A 19,726-nucleotide genomic window follows, 5' to 3' on the forward strand; every position below is an offset into this window, starting at 1 on the left:
AAGCAATGGGCAAAATAAAACTCAATAATATCCGTGTTCATGCATGGCATGGCTGTCTTAAGGAAGAAAGCATAATTGGCAGTGATTATAGGGTAGATTTGGAGGTTCATGCTGATTTATCCGTCCCTTCCAAAACCGACAAGCTCTCGGATACCGTGGATTATGTTCATTTAAATACCATTATCAAGGAAGAAATGGACATCAAATCCAAATTGTTGGAGCACGTGGCCAAACGTATCCTTGATCGCATTTTCATGGAAATCCCAAAGATAAAATCAGCGGAAATTTCAGTTTCAAAGATTAACCCGCCAATAGGAGGGGACGTTGAAAGTGTTTCGGTAACTTTATCGGCCAAAAACGAATAACACGTATTTTGGAAAGGATGATTTAGAGTCCTACATTTGCACCTCATTAGGCATCGTGGCCGAGTGGCTAGGCACAGCTCTGCAAAAGCTTGTACAGCGGTTCGAATCCGCTCGATGCCTCAAAGACCCAGCTTTAAAGCTGGGTTTTTTTGTTCATTGATGCGTTCTATACCGTCCTTTATATTGAACTTATCCTTTGGTAAAAAACCCTTAATAATCAATACAATACCACAAACCACAAGAACAAGGCCCAAAACCTTCTTTATGTAGGCGATTCTTTTGCTTGTCAATTTTCTCTTAAGTTGTTTTGCCAGAAGAATTTTAAAAAGATCGGTAATAAAGTACGTGGTCAACATCGTTCCAAAGAACACCAGGATACGATTGGGGCTATTATCCAAACTTGGTCCCACCACAATTAGCACTCCCAGCCAAAAAACCAAGACCCCGATATTGATAAAATTCAGCAAAAACCCTTTAACGACCAATCCCAGATAGGTTCCTTTGGAAGGTCTTACCTTATCCTTTTTCGTTTCCTTCTTTATAAATATGATGACACCGTATATAAAAAGAATGGTTCCCCCAAAAACATAAAGTCCAGGAAGGTTACTGAGATTTTCCAACAATTGAAAGCTACTGAAATAGGCAATGAACAAGAAAAGAACATCTGCAACAATTACCCCAACATTAAAAAAAAGTCCTGCACGAAAACCCTTTATTGCGCTCGTTTCCAGAAGAACAAAGAAAACAGGACCGACCATAAAACTCAAAAGAAATCCCAACGGAATTGCAGCCTGTATATCTTCAATCATAAATATTATTCAACGCGTTCCACTTTTCCTCCAAAAACCGTTTTTTCGTCCATTTTCTCAGGATCACCGAATACTTTTACCGTTCCACCAGCTTTGACATCAGCCTTAACATATTTGGTTGCATAAATTGATGCATTTCCCCCTGCGTTCACCGCAACGGTCGTGAATTTGCTTTTAAACTCCTTTCCGTTATAGCTTCCTCCCGTATTGATAATGATATCCTGGTTATCCGTAAAGCCCCTAATTTGAATATCCCCTCCTGTGATAGCCTTTACCAAGAGCTGTTCCGTTTGGCAGTTTAGCTGTAACTCACCACTTTCCTGTGCCCGTACATCAAGAACATCCTGAATTAAGGTATCCTTGGAATAAATCCGGGCATCCTCATTTACGTCCACTACTTTTAAATCTCCGGAATGGTACAGTTTTACAAAAGTCCTGTACCCGCTAAAAATTTTATCAATCTTCATTCGAATCTTTAAAACGCCCCTATTGTTGACAATGGCCACTTTTTGTGTATTTGCCCCGGTAATTTCCACCTTGTTTTCGTTGGATTTTATCAATTCTATGGAAATTCCGTCAAAACCCTTGACTTCATCGAACGGTTGGAGTTCCCTGGTGATTTTGTCTCCTTGGGCATAAAAGAGTGCAGTAAAACAGAAGAATAACAATGGAAAAAGCAATTTTCTCATGATTTCACGTTTTGATTGATTCTCAATTACATAAACTCTTTTACCACTAAAATAGTATCACTCGTTCCTACCAATCAAGGTAAAATCCAAATGCCTTTTCACTAAATCCGTGTTTTTCACCATAACAATGACTTCATCACCCAATTGATACATTTCTTTAAATCGCTCACCAATCACCGCATATTGGCGTTCATCAAAAACATAATAATCGTCTTTAATATCCCGAATCCTGACCATTCCCTCACACTTGTTCTCTATGATTTCCACATAAATGCCCCACTCCGTAACACCGGAGATTACCCCTATAAATTCCTTATCCGAATGATCCTGCATAAATTTTATCTGCATGTACTTTATGGAATCACGTTCGGCACTTGCCGCCAACAATTCCATATTGGAAGAATGTTTGCACTGTTCTTCCAACACCTCTTCCCCTGCAGACTTTCCACCATCCAAATACTGCTGCAAAAGACGATGTACCATTACATCTGGATATCTTCGTATGGGGGATGTAAAGTGCGTATAATAATCAAAGGCCAATCCGTAGTGTCCAATATTGTCCGTGGTATACATCGCTTTGCTCATGCTTCGAATGGCAAGGGTATCCACTAAGTTTTGCTCTTTCTTTCCTTTGACATTTTCCAACAATCGGTTCAAAGATGTATTGATTGTTTTTCTGTCCCTTATATCCACACTATGTCCAAATTTGGAAATCACGCCATTAAGCGCCATGAGTTTATCCAAATCCGGATCGTCGTGTACGCGATAAACAAATGTTTTCTTTGGCTTTTGCCTGCCTATGAATTCAGCTACTTTTCTATTGGCCAGTAACATGAATTCCTCAATTAACTTATTGGCATCCTTGGATTCCTTGAAAAAAACACTTTCCGGATTGTTCTGTTCATCAAGATTGAATTTCACCTCAATTTTATCAAAGGAAATTGCCCCGGAATCCATTCGCTTTTCCCGCATAATTTTGGCAAGGCCGTCCAGTTTCAGGACTGCTTCCTTAATTTCATTTGAAACTTGATACCCATCCTCCCGTATGGAAATATCCTTTGGAATGGTATTGGATTTTTTTTCAATGATTTGCTGTGCTTCCTCATACGCAAAACGCTCATTTGAATAAATAACCGTCCTTCCAAACCACTGATTTCGCACCACGGCATTGTTATCCATCTCAAAAACCGCAGAGAAGGTATATTTCTCCTCATTGGGTCTTAACGAACACGCATTATTGGACAATACTTCCGGTAACATGGGAACAACCCTGTCCACTAAGTACACCGATGTTGCCCTGTTGAAGGCTTCCACATCCAAAATGGAACCAGGGATTACGTAATGCGAAACATCAGCAATATGCACACCGATTTCATAATTACCATTTTCCAGTTCCCGGAACGAAAGGGCATCATCAAAATCCTTGGCATCTTTTGGATCGATGGTGAAGGTAAGTACCTCCCGCATATCCTTTCGCTTCTGTATTTCCACTTCTTTAATGGAAGTATCCAAGGTGTTCGCTAACTGCTCCACCTCAAACGGAAACTCATAAGGAAGTCCATATTCCGCCAGTATGGAATGAATTTCCGTATGGTGCTCCCCAGGCATACCCAAAATTTCCTTGATGGTACCGTAGGGAGAATCCGTATCATCCGGCCAATCCCCCAGCTCCACCAAGACTTTTGTGCCGTCCTCCGCTTTTTTTGACCGCTCAATTGGCACAAAGATATCCGTATACATTTTGGGGTCGGTGGGCCTTACAAACACAAAGGTTTTGTGTTTTTCCACTATACCTACATAGGCATTTTTTGTGCGTTCCACCACTCTGGAAATTTCCCCTTCCGGTCTACGTCCATTTTTCCTGTCCCTAAGGGATACCTCTACAATATCACCATGAAAAGCTTTGTTCAGTCGATTGTTGGGAACGAAAATATCTTCCTCAACCCCATCTACCATAATGTAGGCGTTGCCATTGGTGGCTAAATCCACCTTTCCTTGTAAAAGTATTTTTTTTGTTTGCTTTTTTTGAAATTTCCCGCGCTCCAGCTCCACAATCCGATTCTTGGCCTTTAGTTGTCCCAAACGCTGAATTAAATCGTTACGTTCCTTGGTGTCCGTGATACCAAGTTTTGAAGCAATTTGTTTATAATTGAAAGATTTGTTGGGTTCAGCTTCCAGAACGGTAAAAATCCCTTTCGTGATTTCATTTTTCCGCTGACTCCTTGCCCTTTTTTTCTTTTTGGACATTCAAATGAAAGTTTGTGCCAAATTACAAATTTTGAGCTATGGAAATCTTACCATGGATCTTAGTTCAAAAGTTAAGTTTATCAACAACTACAATACAGCTATTTTTTCTTTTTTAAAATTTAAAGAAATTATGGGTATGATTATAGTTTGTGAATAAGGGGAACACTTTTTTTCCTAAAAAGTTGCGTTGAACAATCCTTTCACTTTATTCACCTATTATTATTCTACGAAGCATATTAAAATCAATAGGTTATATAACTTCTTAACAACTCTTCATAACCGAAATCAACAGAATTCCTAGATAATTATTTATGGATTTGTTGTTGATATGTGCGGCACTTCTATTGATAATTGTTGATTAAATTTTAATTGAATATTAATTTGATATTAAGGGAGCGTTCGTAATGTTAAATAAAGTGGTAAAACGCAAATTTTTTCATTCACTTTTGTTTACGTATTATTAACATTTCAAGGTGCTCATAATGTCTTGATTTTTAAGAAGTACAAAAAAACTACGAATACATATTAACCGTGTGCTTCTAAAAGAATTGTACTTTTGTGGGGAACCAAATTAAGCGGATTAACCATGAAAATAGCTATAGGAAATGACCATGCTGGTACAGAATATAAACTTGCCATTGTTGGTTTGTTGAAATCCAAGGGAATTGAGGTCATCAATTACGGAACGGATGGAACGGACAGCGTTGACTATCCAGATTTTGTGCATCCAGTAGCGGTGGAAGTGGAACAGGGTACCGTGGATTTAGGTATTGTGATATGCGGCAGCGGAAACGGGGCTAGCATGACCATTAATAAGCATCAGGGAGTAAGGGGAGCCCTCTGTTGGAACAAGGAAATCACAGCCTTGGCAAGGGAACATAACGACGCCAATATTTTGAGTCTTCCGGCAAGATTTATTGCACTTCCCCAGGCGCTGGATATGGTAGAGACTTTTTTGACCACCGAATTCGAAGGTGGTCGTCATGAGCGAAGAATAGAAAAAATCCCATGTGCTTGATACCATACACCAAAGGAGTTGTATAAAGCCTTACCTACCTTTAAAATAAAGGTAAATGATTATGGGACATCAGCACCATCATTCGCATAGACATAAGGTAGACGGCAAAAATCTTGGGATTTCCATTGTTCTAAATGTTGTTGTTACCATTGCCCAGATGATAGGAGGTCTTATTTCAGGTAGTCTTTCGCTACTATCCGATGCGGTTCATAATTTTAGCGATGTACTTTCCCTTATCATCAGTTTTCTGGCGAACAGATTATCAAAAAAAAAGGCTTCCACCAACAGGACATTTGGATATAAGCGCGCAGAAATTATTGCCGCTTTTGTGAATTCTGCCACCCTAATGGTGGTTTCGTTATTTCTTATTGTTGAGGCAATAGAACGGTTTTTGGCACCTCAGGAAGTTGCTTCAAATTGGGTGATCTGGCTTTCTATCCTGGCGATATTGGTCAATGGTTTTAGTGTGTTGTTATTGAAGAAGGATGCTGCCGTAAATATGAATATGAAATCGGCCTATCTTCATTTATTGACGGATATGATGGCCTCCATTGCCGTTTTAGTGGGAGGACTGCTCATGAAATTTTACGCCATTTTTTGGATAGACCCGTTATTGACCTTGATTATTGCGCTGTATTTGATTTATGTGGGTTACGATTTATTAAAGGAGTCAACCAAAGTATTGATGCTTTTTACACCAAAATCAATTGCGGTACAGGAAATTGTTTCCAGTATTTGCGAAATAAAGGGGATTAAAAACGTTCATCATGTCCATGTTTGGCAATTAAATGAAGAGGAGATTCATCTGGAGGCGCATGTGGACTTTAAAGAGGATATTAAATTATCCGAGTTTGATGTTATTTTAGAAGGCATAGAAGAATTGGTATACCATCGGCATGGAATCAATCATGTAAACATTCAACCTGAATTTGGTAAATGTGATACCAAAAAAATAATAGTCCAGGATTAGAACTCATTTATACTTTTTGGAATGAGGCGAAAATTGGGGGTTTTGTGGCCAGTTGAAGGCTTTTTTAAGTTGCACCCGCCTGCCTTCTGCATGGTGGGCAGGTAGCTGGGCTACGGAAGGAAAAAGTTTTTAGTATGGAGATTCAAATAAAAACGTTCGATAATCTTTCGGTTACCGAGCTGTACGACCTATTGAAACTGAGGAGCGAAGTTTTTGTGGTAGAGCAGAAATGTATTTATCTGGACATTGATGGTAAAGATGGTAAAGCATTGCATGTCCTAGGAATATTGGAAGGAAAAATAGTGGCGTATTCACGCATATTCAAAGCTGGGGATTACTTTGCGAATACGTCTATTGGAAGGGTGGTGGTTGCCAAATCAGATCGAAAAAAGGGTTATGCCAAAATCATGATGAAAGCAGCCATGGAACATATTTTCAATAGCTTAAAGGAGCGAAAAATTGAACTTTCGGCACAGACGTACCTGAGCCGGTTTTATACGGAATTAGGATTTAAGATAGTGGGGGAAGCGTACTTGGAAGATGGAATTCCCCATAGGAAGATGATTTACGGTTAGGCACACCCTTTTGGCGGATTTCAATGAAAATCCTATTCCAAACATAGTATAACACTACTTTTTGAGGGTTAATCCGCCAAAAGGGAGATTAGGGATTCCCCTATTTTTTTTGCCACACCGACCACCAATGCATTTCCCATGAAGAAAGCCCGTTTGGTGTCGGATATTCCCTGAAGTTTGGTATGGTTGTCCGGAAAGCCATTGAGCCGTTCCAATTCTATTGGAGTTAAGCGACGATATCCCATGGCCGTTTGTACCACGTGTTTAAAGCGTGAAGGTGATTTTCCACCTTCACCGGTAATGATGGTTCTTGAAGGTTTGTCCAAAGCATCCGGAAAAACCATGGAACCCTCGGAATATTGGTATTGATAACCTGTTTTTGTGGTTCTAACTTCCTTTTTTCTACCTTTTAAATACTGCCATTTGGGAAGTTCATCAATAGCAATATAGAAATCTGCCGTGACCTCTCCATTGAGCAATATTGAGGAAAGCGGGAGTTGCGGGCCATCAAAACTTGGGGTGGTCTTTTGGGTAATTACGATGTTTTCAATACAGAGACCGGAATTTTCAAAGGGGGAATGGGTTTTTCCTTGATTGAAATTGTTGGATGTGGAAACCAAATCTCCCTTAAAATCAAAAATTGTGGATTGTTGCCTGGTTTGTTGAACGGGAAAGGCCGTAGCCAAAACCCCATTTCGTGTTATCCATTGCTCCTTATCGTTTTCCCTAATGTTTTTAAAAATTTGGGATGATTTGTGATGCCCAACTAAAAACACTCTCCTCCGACGTTGGGGAAAACCGTATTCCGCCGCATTGATTACACGCCATTCAACGGCATAACCTAAGTCTGAAAGACCCTTTAACATGACGGCAAAATCACGGCCGCGTTGTGTAGCGGGTGATTTTAACAGGCGGTCCACGTTCTCCAGGATCAAATATTGGGGCCTCTTTTTCTTTTCCTCTAAAATGCGATATATGGACCACCAAAGCACCCCTTTTTTACCTAAAAGGCCCTTGGAACTGTTTAAGGTTGCTGCAACGGAATAGTCTTGGCATGGAAATCCACCCACCAGGACGTCGTGGTCGGGAATTTCTTGGGTAGGGACCTCCTCAATATTTTGGTTGGAGTGGTTCTGTGCCCCAAAACGCGCTTCATAGACTTTTGAGGCATGTTGTGTTTTGGTGGAAGGCTCCCATTGATTACTCCAAACAACCTTAAATCTATCGGTATCCTCCAATCCCAATCGGAAACCCCCAACACCGGCAAAAAGTTCGCAAACGGTTAATTTTTGCATGCCCAAATGTAGGGAGAAATCCAAAAATCATTTCAGGATGTTGGCGTACTTGGAGCTGTCATTTAGCAAAGACACCGCCGTTAAAATGCCCTCATCATGTTTGAGGCTATAATCGTAAAGCCCCCTTCTGTAGAAATACCGTTTCACAAGTTCATCGGTAAGTTTTTTGGAAATCTCTTTCTTATAGGTGTCCAAGGCGGATATTTTTCCTTTGTTGATGGTCAATAGCAAATCTTTGTAACTGTTCTGTACTTCGGAGCCCAAAAGGGTCTCATCCGCATTGAGTTGTTCCTCCAATAGTTTTTCGGTATCTGTTTTAAAGGTAAAATCAGCTTTTTGGGCAAATCCCTTGAAAGCGGTATAATCCGTATCGGAAAAATTAAAATCGGAAACCGCACCAAAATCGTTTTTATAGAAAAAATCGGTGGCAAAATCAAAAATGACCCTGTTCCTGTCAAGGGCTTTGATGAGGTCATTGGTTTTAAGGGAAGCAATTTCTACATCCGGCATAACACCACCACCGTCTTCCACGATCCTTCCGTTTCGGGTCTTAAATTGATTGAATTTGGTATTTCTGACCGCATTTCCTTCCTCATCCCTGTTCCAATAGTCCAAGGACTGGATACATCTACCGGAAGGGGTGTAATAACGGGATATGGTTACTTTTAATTGGGTTCCATAGGTTAGCTTCAGTGGACGCTGAACCAGCCCTTTTCCAAAACTTCTGGCCCCCATGACCACGGCACGGTCCAAATCCTGAAGCCCTCCGGATACAATCTCACTGGCCGAAGCACTGCTTCCATTGATAAGGACCACCAGGGGGATTTCTGCATCTATAGGTTGATTTTTGGTCGTGTACTGCTGATTGAACTTTTTTACTTTGGATTTTGTGGTCACTATCAATTCCCCTTTGGGGACAAATAAATTGGTGACGTTAATGGCTTCGGAAAGAAGGCCACCGGGATTTCCGCGCAAATCAAGGATCAAGTGTTCTGCACCCCGCCCCTTTAGATCTAGTATTGCGGCCTTGGTCTGTCCCGATGCTTTTCTGTTGAACCGTGACAGCACAATATACCCTGTTTTGTCATCCGCCATACTGTAATAGGGAACCGCATCCACTTCAACGCCTTCCCGCTTAATGATCGTTTTTTTGGTTTCCCCCAGCCTTTGGTAGGTAACCTCAACTTCCGTCCCGTTGGTTCCTTTGAGGAGTTCACTGGCATTATCGTTAAAATCGGACACCTTAATATCCCCGATCTGGATGATTTCATCCCCGGCTTTGAGTCCGGCCTTATCGGCAGGATAATCTTGGTAGGGTTCCACAATCAACAATTTATCGTCATAAGATCGTACCAAGGCGCCAATGCCCGAGTATTCCCCGGCATTGCTTATTTTATAATCCTCAACATCCTGCTCGTTCAAAAACTTGGTGTAGGGATCCAATTCATCCAACATGTTTTTTATGGCGGAATCCATTAACTCCGCAGGATTTGTTTCATCCACATAATTCATGTTGAGCTCCTTGAACAGCGTTGTAAAAATTTCTATTTGTTTGGCAATCTCAAAAAAATCGCTTTTAAAACCACTTCCGACAACAAGAAAAACAACGGCAAAAACAGGGATAAGCAAACGTCTTTTGAAGAGTCTATTCATTTGAAATCTTTTTTAGAAGCTTGGTAAGCAAGGTTTTGGTTCCTGATTCTATTTGGGAGAAAGAAGGCATTTCTTTTCCAAGGTATAAAATCACCAACGCATATTGTCCCTTTGTATTGTTAAAAAAAGCGGGTTTGTTCAGGCGATAGGCCTCTTTGAGCAGCCTTTTTATGCGGTTCCGTTTCACAGCTGATTTGAAATTCCGCTTGGGCGCCACTAAGGTAACCTGGAAGGGCACGTCCTTGGGCAGGGGAGTTTTTAAGTATAGGAGCTTTAGGGGAAAGGCAGAGATAGCGCTGCCCTTAAGAAAGAGTTGCTCCAAGAGCTTTTTACTTTTTAATCGTTCCTTTTTTGGGAACGTAAGGGGGGTGTTGGCCACCTGCTTTTTTACCTCGTCCGCTATGGTTAGCATTACATTGGCCATGTCCGTTTTGATTTCCATATCGGAAAAACCAAGAAAGCGGACCCCTTTTTGTTCCAAGAGCCCCTGTTTTTTTTCATTGTACCCGTATTTAAAGTCATGGGAACGACCATCGATTTCAATGGCCAACATTAATTCATGACAATAAAAATCCACGATAAAGTTAAGAAGGGGGACCTGTGTGTGGAATTGAGCGCCAAGAACACCATTTTTAATGTTGTTCCAAAGCAAAACCTCAGCCAAGGTGCTGTTTTTTCTTAGCGCCCTGGCATATTCCTTTAGTTTAGGGTCATATGGAATGCTATTGTTTTTTGACACCCCTGGAGTCCCCTCAAGGGGGCAATTGTTTAGTGTAAGTTACGATGTTTACATTTAGGATTCGGAATTTTGGCCATGACCTCCATGGATTGCGATGCTTGGCCCTTATTGCCTAATGCTATGGGATTTGGTTTTGGCGCTATTCCTGGGCCTGCCAAATGTTATTCTCCCTATTAATGTCCGCCATAAGTTGGGAGGGGTCTATATTAAGCCCGGCCAAATTCGTTATGGGCATGTCCAGAACCAGCTCATAGGTTGGGTAGGCCCACGGCCAGTCCTCAACAACGGTTCGTTTCAAATTTGGATACGGATTGTCTTTTTCAGCGCGCATCATGCGTAGGGGAATGTAATAGGTTTCCCGATTTCCTTCGGCATCCACCACCAAAATATCCAAGGGCATGGGCATAAGGCCAATACGCTCAAAAACCACTTTGGTCTTCCCACCTTCGGAAACGACGTCCTTAATTCCATAATCGATGGTATTTGTAGTTTGGGTCCAATCGGTCAAATACCAATCCAATTCCATGCCCGACACCTTTTCCGCCGTTCTTTTGATATCATTGGGAACAGGATGTTTAAACTTAAAGTCCTCGTAGTATTTCCTGAGCGTTTCCATGAGTTTGTCCTGACCAATTACATAGCCCAATTGGGATAAAAAGACAGATCCTTTGCTATAGGCGGCAATGCCGTAGGCAAAGTTGAGATCGTATCGATCGGCATGGGTGGTCTGTGGTTGTTCTTTTCCGGATTTTACCAGGGCATAGTACCCTTTATAGGAGCCCTGGAAAGGATTGTCCTTACCCTGGTCCATAATCTCATTCATACACAAGCTGCTGATAAAAGAGGTAAAACCTTCATCCATCCAGGAATGTTTGGACTCGTTGGTCGCCAAAACGTGTTGGAACCAGGAGTGGGCCATCTCATGGACCATGACACCGACAAGACTAACAAAAGAACGTTCACCGGTAATCAAGGTGCTCATGGCATATTCCATACCGCCGTCACCCCCCTGTACAACAGAATACTGCTTGTAGGGATATGGGCCAATATTTTTATTGAAAAACTCCATGGCCGCAGCAGTTTTGGGCTGGAGGTTTTTCCAGTTTTCCTTGAGCTCAGGTTTGTCCTTGTAGAAGAAGTGCAGTAGGGGTCCGTTTTGCATTTCAACGATATCATGCACGTATTCGGGATCAGCTCCCCACATAAAGTCATGCACCATAGGTGCCTTAAAATGCCATGTTAGGGTTTTGCCTTTGGTTTTCACCTTGGTTCCCGCAGCCTCATAACCATGGCCAATTTCTTGCGGGTTTTGTAAATAGCCCGTTCCCCCTATGGTATATTCCTTATCAATGGTAATTTTCACATCAAAATCACCCCAGACCCCATGGAATTCCCGGGCAATATAAGGGTTGGGATGCCAGCCTTCAAAATCATATTCCACTACTTTGGGGTACCATTGGCTCATGGACAGGGCCACCCCTTCCGTACTGTTTCTTCCAGAGCGGCGCACCTGTAGAGGGACCTGCCCTTGAAAGCTCATGTCCATAGTGGTTTTACCCCCTGGCGGAATAGGTTTCGCCAAATCCACCACTAAAATGGTCTCCTCTTCACTAAAATCGACCTTTTGCCCATCTTGGGTCAATGTAAGGGCATGTAGATACCCCTGTTCCGTTTCGGACAAGGAAGCAATCCTACTTTTACCGTCCTTCATCATTCGCTTGTCCCCATCTTTGATGTTTTGTAGACGGAGATCCATTTCACTTCCCGGTTGAAAGGCATTGAAGTACAAATGGTAATACATCCGTTGCAAAGTATCGGGGGAATTGTTGGTGTAGACCAGTTTTTGTGTCCCATTGTATTGATAGGTTTCCACATCCATGGTCACTTCCATGCCATAATCCACATGCTGTTGCCAATAGGGCGTATTGTTTTGGGCCAGTAAGGCTCCGGCACCACAGAACAGTAGATAGACCAGTTTTTTTACAATCTTTATCATTTTATTCGGCGTTGTAGTCCAGGGTCGTTTTTCCTTTGGAGAGATTTGCCGCCAAAATTAAGGCATTGTAGGCGTTGACCATTTTTCCGGATTTGGAGATTTGCGAAAAAGGCTTTGCATTTTCGGTTTCCCCACCCAGGATTACGGAAGCCTTGGAGGTCAATCCGGATTGCATGATCACGTTTTTGACCTGGGAGGCCTTTAAGGAAGGATAGTGTGACCGTATAAGCGCCGCAATGCCGGCAACGGCGGGAGCGGCCATGGAAGTACCTCCCTGAAAATCATAGCTGTTGTTTGGCATGGTGGAGTAGATATCGTCACCAGGGGCGAACACATCCACGTTTGCAGCTCCGTAATTTGAAAATGTGGCTACCATTTCGGAACCATAGGAAGAGGACAGAGCACCTACGGTAATGACATTGTCCGCGATTTCCGAACCGGAAAAATTATGGTCGTTTGGATAATTTGGATTGTTGTCATCGTCTAAATCGTTCCCATCATTCCCGGCTGCATGAACGATAAGTACATCTTTGGAAGCGGCGTATTGGATGGCTTGATGCACCCATTCCGCATTAGGTGAAAATGACTTTCCAAAACTGCAATTGATGACCTTTGCGCCGTTGTCGGAAGCATACCTGATGGCCAGCGCAATGTCCTTATCGTACTCATCACCATTGGGTACGGCCCTTATGGCCATTATTTTTACGTTATTGGCCACACCTTTGGTGCCAATCCCGTTGTTTCTTTCCGCGGCAATGATTCCGGCCACGTGTGTTCCATGGCTTTCATCTTCCACCCTGTTTTTAGGGTTGCCATTGCCATAGCCTCTACTTGCAAAGTCATAGGGGTCATCGCCTACAATTTTTCGACCGTCAAAATCCTTGTTCAGGTTATAGTTCACCCTTTCCGTGAAATAGGTAATGCCCTCACCCAGCTCTTTTTTTACCTCCTCGATGGTTTCGGCATATTGGTACATCTGTTTGATTACAGCAAGGTTTTGCTGCATTTCCTCGGTTTTGGGTTCAATGGCCATGAGGTCTTCCTTGGTATAGGAATCCTTGCCCAATTCTTTTTTTATGGCCTCGTCCGCATTGTTCACCACCTGTAAAATCTGTTCGTACTGTTGTTTGTTCTGTACGGCCTTTGGATATTCCCCATCCAACTCCAATTGGGCCTTAGCCCTCGTTGGGGCATCACCAATGCCCAAGCGCAGCATCCTGGCGAATTCCAATTGCTCATGATAGGCTTCGCCAAGAAAGTTATAGCCATGGACATCGTCTATATAACCATTATTGTCATCGTCTTTTCCATTTCCTGGACGTTCGCCGGAATTTGTCCAAAGCACACCATCCAAATCTTCGTGTTCCAAATCTATTCCAGAATCCACAACGGCCACAATTACCGTTTTACCCCTTTTATTGCCTATGATTTCTTTATAGGCTTTATCCAAACTCATGCCCGGAATGGTATCCATCAACAAATCGGAATGCCCCCAATTTTTCCGTTCCTCTTCGGTAAGTTCCGAAATCTTTAAGGGAATGGTGTCAATATTGGCAATTGGAGTGGAAACGAGATTGGTGGCACCACAACCCACCAGAAGACTTCCGGAGAAAAGGGCAATGCACCATTTAAAATATGAATTCATCAAACTGATTTTTTTTAGGGTTTATTAGGTAAAAAGTTCCTTAAAGGAAAAGAGTTGATTTAGACGAGCTCCCTTTTCCGTTGCTTTTAACGTACAGAGTTCATTGTGCGCATCATGTTCAAAAAACAAAACGTACTGTTCTTCAACCGCTTTCTCAAGAAAAACGGATTTTTCGGTCAAAGTGAGCAAAGGTCTGGTATCGTAGCCCATCACATAGGGTAGGGGAATGTGTCCTACCGTAGGAAGCAGATCCGCGGTAAAGACCACGGTTTTTCCCTGATACTTTATATGGGGCAACATTTGTTTTTCCGTATGTCCATCTGCAAAAAGAATGCCAAAGCCCAACTCTGATTCCGCCACATAATTGGAATTGCCCCGCTCAATAAAGCGAAGTTGCCCACTTTCCTGCATGGGGTATAGGTTTTCCTTAAAAAATGACGCCTTTTCCCGGGCATTTGGCTTGGTGGCCCATTCCCAGTGCTCGGCATTGGTCCAAAATTGGGCATTTTTAAAGGCGGGTTCGTATCCCGTTTTGTCTTTGTTCCATTGGATGCTGCCCCCGCAATGGTCAAAATGCAGATGGGTCATAAAGACATCCGTGATATCGTCACGGTGGAACCCGATTTTTTTAAGGGAATCATCCAAATTATGCTCCCCCCAAAGGTAATAGTAGCCAAAAAACTTTTCGGACTGCTTGTTTCCGAGGCCTGTGTCCACCAGAATCAGCTTATCGCCATCCTCGATCAATAGGCTTCTGGCAGCCATGTCAATCAAGTTATTACTGTCAGCAGGGTTTGTTCTGGTCCATATTGTTTTGGGAACCACGCCAAACATGGCGCCACCATCCAACTTAAAATTTCCAGTTTCTACAGGGTAAAGGGTCATCAAAAAAATTAAGGTCGCCCAAAATAAGAAACAGCACTATAACTACCTTAAAAACATAGAATTATTAGCCCATTTTTAACAAAAGTCGGCCAAAATGAAGTGTTAGGGTGCAATAGGTGTGACCAAAGGCGCAAAAAGGCCCAATATTCTGAAATAAAAGTCCTATTTTTCCGAAAAAAGCTCGGATGTTAGAACTGGCAGGAATCATTATTTTGGGAATCATTGCGCAGTGGGTGGCATGGCGATTGAAACTGCCCGCAATATTGCCGCTGATTCTCATTGGTTTGATGGTCGGTCCCATTGCCACCTTATATACGGATGATGGCAGTAAACTGATTGAGCCCATTTGGAATGGGGAAAAAGGACTTTTTCCGGGGGAGGGACTGTATTATTTTGTTTCCCTGGCCATTAGTATCATACTTTTTGAAGGCGGGCTTACGTTAAAGCGTTCCGAAATTGCCACTGTTGGCCCTGTGATTACCAAACTTATTACCGTTGGGTCCATTGTGACCTTTTTTGGTGCTGGGGTGGCCGCCCATTACATTTTTGACCTTTCCTGGCAACTTTCCTTTTTGTTTTCTTCACTGATCATTGTTACGGGGCCTACCGTAATTACACCCATCCTTAGAAACATTCCCTTAAAAAAGGATGTCTCCACCGTTTTGAAATGGGAAGGGATTCTGATCGACCCCATTGGCGCCTTGGTTGCGGTATTGGTATTTGAATTTATAAGCGTTGGAGAGGGCAGTGCCTTTACACAGACGGCACTGATTGAATTTGGAAAGATCCTGCTCTTTGGAACCACTTTTGGTTTTACGTTTGCCCATGCCCTGGCCTTTGCGATCAAAAAGGACCTGATTCCGCATTATCTGATGAATGTGGTCTCCCTTTCCGTGGTGCTGTTGGTTTTTGTGGAATCGGACGTTTTTGCGCACGAATCCGGCCTGCTTGCCGTGGTGGTTATGGGAATGGTCCTTGGAAATATGAACCTTCCCAACTTAAACGAACTACTTTATTTTAAGGAATCATTGAGTGTCCTGTTGATTTCCATTCTTTTTATTCTCCTGGCGGCCAACATCAATGTGAGCGATTTGGAGCTTTTGAAAACATGGGATACGGCCTGGCTTTTTTTGATTGTTGTCTTTTTGATACGTCCTTTAGGAGTCTTATTGAGTACCCAGGGTTCGGGCCTAAAGCTCAATGAAAAACTGTTTATTGGTTGGGTAGGGCCACGGGGTATCGTAGCTGCCGGAATAGCCTCTCTTTTTGGTTCCAAGCTACTGGCCAAGGGGGAGCCCGGTGCGGAATACATTACGCCCCTGGTTTTTATGATTGTATTGGGCACAGTGCTTTTTAATGCGACTACGGCAAGGCTGTTTTCAAAACTTATTGGGGTGTTCCTCACAAAATCTGAAGGTATTTTGATTATCGGTGCTTCCAAGGTATCTCGATTGATAGCCAACTATTTAAAGAACAATGACCGCCATGTGGTATTGATAGACAATAACGAGGCCAATGTGGAAAAGTCCAAACGGCTAGGTTTGGAGGCTTTTTCGGCAAACGTATATTCGGACACCCTTACCGATAATATCGAATTGAACGATGTGGGGTATTTAATGGCCTTGACGGGAAACTCGGAAATTAATCGTTTTGCCATTGACAAATTCAGAAATCAATTTGGGGAAAATGGCTCCTTTAGGTTGGTGGACACGGATGAAATGAACGATTCCGAAAACAATGCAAAGGACGGCGTATTTTCCTATACGGCCGATTTTGCGCGGCTCTCGGAAACCGCGCGGAAATATCCCTCCATAAATGAAGTGGGGATAAAGGATCTGGAGCATTACAGGACATTGATCGATATGACGAGGACCGATGAGGATATCATCCCCGTTTTTTTGAAAATGCCCAACGGCAATTTGGAAATTGTCCCTTCATTCAGCACGGAAATGGCGGAAATAAAAGAAGGAAGCAAACTGGTATATCTGGGGAAGGTCTTCGATTTTGATCTGTAGGCTGCGGGGGAAACCCTATGAAAAATAGTGCTTGTCGGGTTGAGCGCCCGCCCGTAGCATTCAAGTGGGTGTTCAAATTGACATTTGAGTTACTTTTTTGACAACCCCATCTTTCCTTCGCAGATTGTGGTAACAGGGAACAGTATTCTAAGGTAGGTTCGGCGTAACGATTTGGTTTGGGTTTATAAGAGGTCATATCCATTAATCAGGTCGAGCCTTTCGACTTCGCTCAAGACAGGCCAAGTCGAAACCCCATTAAAACGAGCGATTTTTAAAGCTTCTCGACTCCGCTCGAAGTGACAGTACAATTCCAAACAGCTATTGTTTGTCTTTTTCCCTGCATCCGGATATTGGGGACAGGGATAAAAACGATCCCAAGGAGGAACGTGCGAAATGGATGGAAGGGCGGGCCCCCTTTTTTATGTTCCCATTGACCCAAAGAACCCCCTTCTTTTTGTAAGAAAAAAACGCTTCTTGTAGGAAAACCCCAGAAAAAAGAAGGTTTTCCTATAATGGATTTTCGGCCAACATCGCTTATATTGCAGTTCAGCCACTTGTTACATTATGGTTTTTATGTTTAAAAACTTTTGGATAAAACAATGATAATCAGGTAAAAACAGCGATTTTCAAAAATATTTTTAGGGATTATTAATCCTAAAATTTTTAACCATGAAAAAAGCTTTTTTTTACACGATTTCAACATTGGTTTTAATAAGTTTTTTATTGAACACTTCATGTTCTAATGATTCAACGAGTGATGATCAAACGCTGTATGAGAATATTGATCCCGCGGCGGATGTTGACCCTAGAGAAATCAAAAAGCCCGGCGGAGGTGGCTGAAATCATCAAAAGGAGCTTTGGTTCTCTTTTGGCCTTGCTTTCTGGTTTGATTATGTACGTCGATAAATTTGTTGAATTTTGGAGTATCCAGGTCGATTATGAGTTCAAATATTATTACGACTTGGATACTTTTTTATGGACCGTAGGTCAAACTGTAGCCATGCTACTGCTTATCTTTTCCTATTTTTTTAAACCCTACAAATGGTCCTTACTTGCCCCCTTAACGGTTTTTAGTATCCAAATAATCTATGTTTGGCGGGATGAATTATGGATACAACGCGATTATTATATATACTACACAGTAGCGTTTATATTATCCTTTTTGGCCACGGTCTTTTTAATGAAATGGGCAATTGTGATTAGTACAGTTTTGGTAGCAAGAGTAAAAAACAAGAAAATTGAATCCATTGTCGATTTAATCGATGAAATAACAAACGTGCATTATAAGAAACAGTTGAATAATGCATTAAGGCCCAATCTTATTGACGATGCTTCTGACGAAATGACACAGGAGAAAAAGGATGAAAACATTGAGGAGATTACCAAAGATTATGAAAAATTTAAAGCCAGCCTACGCAAAAAAACTAAGGACATTTTGGACTAAAAAACATCGTACAAGGAAAATGCTAAAAAACCAACTCAATAATGTAGTTGAAGGGAACTTGCTCGAGGATTGTTTAAAAGAGGTTAAAAAGAGTTTACAACAGGAAATTGAAAAAAAACAACAATTGGAAATGAGGAGGCACTCGGTCGAAAGTAAAGGGAAATGGATAGACAGTGTTTATCACAAACTCAACAATGGCGATAAAATCACCCTAGAAGAAGAACAAAAAATAAAAAGGCACAGGGTTATTGGTTGACTTTCTTGTCATCCAGAATTTTCATGATCTGCTTTAACTTGCTTTCTGAAATCTTCTCCCTAACATCCAGCCACAATTCATCCTTTTCATTTTCCCCTTCAAGTTTCATTTGTTTAACATACATCCCATAAATAGAATGGTTCTTTAAAAACTGGTGGTTTTTTGTTAAAAAGCTCGTTAAAATGGCAACAGACTCCTCATTACCTAGGATTGATTGTAGGAAATTTAAGAGATTTTTATTGGCGATTTTCTTTTCACTTATCTCGTAACTAGGCCCCTCCTCATTATAATCTGAAACCGTTAGCCCGTGGTTCGCTTTTTCAAATGTTGTATCTTGGGAATAGGGGTTGTCCAAACGGTCAAACAGCAATTTGTCCGTACTTAAATCGAAGTTGGCCGCTATGGCCACCAGCATTTCAATAGGAACCCTGGTTTTGCCCGTTAACCAATTACTGATCTGTCTTTGGTTGGAACCTATCAATTTTCCTAAATCAGATTGAGTTAGCTTACGATTCTTAAGTATGAACTCAATATTATATTTCAGGTTATTATCAATATCCAATTAAATAGGTATTTTCTACTCAATAAATAGGTATTTACACAATTATTACGTAATCTTGTAAGCGTTAATCTAAGATTTGAATGACAATATACAAGAAAATAACTCCGCCCGAAAACTACATCAGAACCAATTTGAGGTGGTTACTTTTTACCAGGGGTATCCTTATGAAGGAGTTGGGCACCGCTATTGGTGAAAGTGTTCCCACAATCAGTAATTGGGTACGCTATAAAGCCATCCCACCTATCCAAAAAATCCAAAAAATATGCCTGTTTTTCGGGATTGCCATTGATGATTTTGTCAATGTGGACCTGTCCAATGGCAATATGCCCATAGTCGCGAGAAACGGAAAAATGATGCATCCGGAACCCTAATGGAAAACCACGGACCACAGGGATGCCCCCAGGCAGATTTTCAGGACAAGGGTGTCAATATAAGGGTGTCAATATAAGGAGGTGGGCGTTGGCAGCGTTGCCTGGCCCAATATCCTTGGAAAATGCCCAAAACAACATTCAGGAACATAGGCATTTGCCTTCCGCAGGGGAAGTGGACAAACCGCTTTTTGA

19 protein-coding genes and 1 tRNA gene are annotated in these 19,726 nt (G+C 41.9%); 10 read left to right on the plus strand and 10 right to left on the minus strand.

Annotated features, from left to right (window positions below):
* Positions 1–5: 5 nt before the first annotated feature.
* Complete coding sequence (gene folB / locus L0P88_RS09990) at positions 6–365, plus strand: dihydroneopterin aldolase (RefSeq protein WP_247134442.1); 360 nt, start codon at positions 6–8, stop codon at positions 363–365.
* A gap of 49 nt (positions 366–414) precedes the next feature.
* Positions 415–485 (plus strand) — tRNA-Cys (locus L0P88_RS09995).
* Here L0P88_RS09995 and L0P88_RS10000 read toward each other — a convergent pair.
* From L0P88_RS10000 to rnr, 3 genes are read right to left on the minus strand one after another with little or no spacing between them, the layout of a single operon-like run.
* Positions 485–1,174, minus strand: a complete 690-nt coding sequence (locus tag L0P88_RS10000) for a LysE family translocator (RefSeq protein WP_247134443.1) — start codon at positions 1,172–1,174, stop codon at positions 485–487. The genes L0P88_RS09995 and L0P88_RS10000 overlap by 1 nt on opposite strands.
* 5 nt (positions 1,175–1,179) lie before the next feature.
* Positions 1,180–1,863 (minus strand): head GIN domain-containing protein, encoded by a 684-nt coding sequence (locus L0P88_RS10005; RefSeq protein WP_247134444.1) that lies wholly within the window; start codon positions 1,861–1,863, stop codon positions 1,180–1,182.
* A gap of 57 nt (positions 1,864–1,920) precedes the next feature.
* Positions 1,921–4,110, minus strand: coding sequence for a ribonuclease R (rnr, locus tag L0P88_RS10010; RefSeq protein ID WP_247134445.1), 2,190 nt, complete (start codon positions 4,108–4,110; stop codon positions 1,921–1,923).
* 586 nt (positions 4,111–4,696) lie between these two features.
* On the opposite strand from rnr, the gene rpiB reads away from it, so the two are divergent.
* The 3 genes from rpiB to L0P88_RS10025 all read left to right on the plus strand — a co-directional run bounded on the left by rpiB (position 4,697) and on the right by L0P88_RS10025 (position 6,673).
* Positions 4,697–5,128, plus strand: a complete 432-nt coding sequence (rpiB, locus tag L0P88_RS10015) for a ribose 5-phosphate isomerase B (RefSeq protein ID WP_247134446.1) — start codon at positions 4,697–4,699, stop codon at positions 5,126–5,128.
* Positions 5,129–5,189: 61 nt separating this feature from the next.
* On the plus strand, positions 5,190–6,098 hold the full coding sequence (locus L0P88_RS10020) for a cation diffusion facilitator family transporter (RefSeq protein ID WP_247134447.1): 909 nt from the start codon (positions 5,190–5,192) through the stop codon (positions 6,096–6,098).
* Between the two features lie 134 nt (positions 6,099–6,232).
* Entirely contained in the window at positions 6,233–6,673 is a 441-nt protein-coding gene (locus tag L0P88_RS10025) for a GNAT family N-acetyltransferase (protein WP_247134448.1), read from the plus strand.
* A 68-nt stretch (positions 6,674–6,741) separates the two neighbouring features.
* On the opposite strand, the gene dcm is transcribed toward L0P88_RS10025, so the two are convergent.
* From dcm to L0P88_RS10060, 6 genes are all read right to left on the minus strand, one after another.
* Complete coding sequence (gene dcm, locus L0P88_RS10030; RefSeq protein WP_247134449.1) at positions 6,742–7,968, minus strand: DNA (cytosine-5-)-methyltransferase; 1,227 nt, start codon at positions 7,966–7,968, stop codon at positions 6,742–6,744.
* Between the two features lie 27 nt (positions 7,969–7,995).
* Complete coding sequence (locus tag L0P88_RS10035) at positions 7,996–9,621, minus strand: S41 family peptidase (RefSeq protein ID WP_247134450.1); 1,626 nt, start codon at positions 9,619–9,621, stop codon at positions 7,996–7,998.
* The gene (locus L0P88_RS23955; RefSeq protein ID WP_281499727.1) at positions 9,614–10,360 is read right to left on the minus strand and encodes a ribonuclease P protein component; all 747 of its coding nucleotides are present in this window, start codon (positions 10,358–10,360) and stop codon (positions 9,614–9,616) included. Before L0P88_RS23955 ends, L0P88_RS10035 begins: the two co-directional genes overlap by 8 nt.
* Before the next feature lie 139 nt (positions 10,361–10,499).
* Positions 10,500–12,356 carry a M1 family metallopeptidase gene (locus tag L0P88_RS10050; RefSeq protein ID WP_247134451.1) on the minus strand — a complete coding sequence of 619 codons (1,857 nt, stop codon included), beginning with the start codon at positions 12,354–12,356 and terminating at the stop codon, positions 10,500–10,502.
* Between the two features lies 1 nt (position 12,357).
* A complete protein-coding gene (locus L0P88_RS10055) occupies positions 12,358–14,001 on the minus strand; it encodes a S8 family peptidase (protein ID WP_247134452.1) in 1,644 nt (547 codons plus the stop codon).
* 24 nt (positions 14,002–14,025) lie between these two features.
* On the minus strand, positions 14,026–14,886 hold the full coding sequence (locus tag L0P88_RS10060; protein ID WP_247134453.1) for an MBL fold metallo-hydrolase: 861 nt from the start codon (positions 14,884–14,886) through the stop codon (positions 14,026–14,028).
* Between the two features lie 185 nt (positions 14,887–15,071).
* Here L0P88_RS10060 and L0P88_RS10065 point away from each other — a divergent pair, with 185 nt between their 5' ends.
* The 4 genes from L0P88_RS10065 (at position 15,072) to L0P88_RS10075 (ending at position 18,601) form a co-directional block, all read left to right on the plus strand.
* Positions 15,072–16,901: a cation:proton antiporter gene (locus L0P88_RS10065; protein ID WP_247134454.1), complete on the plus strand. Its 1,830-nt coding sequence runs from the start codon at positions 15,072–15,074 to the stop codon at positions 16,899–16,901.
* A 325-nt stretch (positions 16,902–17,226) separates the two neighbouring features.
* Complete coding sequence (locus L0P88_RS23960) at positions 17,227–17,361, plus strand: hypothetical protein (protein WP_281499728.1); 135 nt, start codon at positions 17,227–17,229, stop codon at positions 17,359–17,361.
* A gap of 312 nt (positions 17,362–17,673) precedes the next feature.
* Positions 17,674–18,345 (plus strand): hypothetical protein, encoded by a 672-nt coding sequence (locus tag L0P88_RS10070; protein ID WP_247134455.1) that lies wholly within the window; start codon positions 17,674–17,676, stop codon positions 18,343–18,345.
* Between the two features lie 19 nt (positions 18,346–18,364).
* Positions 18,365–18,601 (plus strand): hypothetical protein, encoded by a 237-nt coding sequence (locus L0P88_RS10075; RefSeq protein ID WP_247134456.1) that lies wholly within the window; start codon positions 18,365–18,367, stop codon positions 18,599–18,601.
* On the opposite strand, the gene L0P88_RS10080 is transcribed toward L0P88_RS10075, so the two are convergent.
* On the minus strand, positions 18,591–19,163 hold the full coding sequence (locus tag L0P88_RS10080) for a helix-turn-helix domain-containing protein (RefSeq protein ID WP_247134457.1): 573 nt from the start codon (positions 19,161–19,163) through the stop codon (positions 18,591–18,593). The genes L0P88_RS10075 and L0P88_RS10080 overlap by 11 nt on opposite strands.
* An 80-nt stretch (positions 19,164–19,243) precedes the next feature.
* Here L0P88_RS10080 and L0P88_RS10085 point away from each other — a divergent pair, with 80 nt between their 5' ends.
* Positions 19,244–19,534: a helix-turn-helix domain-containing protein gene (locus L0P88_RS10085; RefSeq protein ID WP_247134458.1), complete on the plus strand. Its 291-nt coding sequence runs from the start codon at positions 19,244–19,246 to the stop codon at positions 19,532–19,534.
* Positions 19,535–19,726 lie beyond the last annotated feature (192 nt).

Origin of the sequence: Muricauda sp. SCSIO 64092, from assembly GCF_023016285.1 — a bacterium.
Lineage (GTDB): Bacteria > Bacteroidota > Bacteroidia > Flavobacteriales > Flavobacteriaceae > Croceivirga.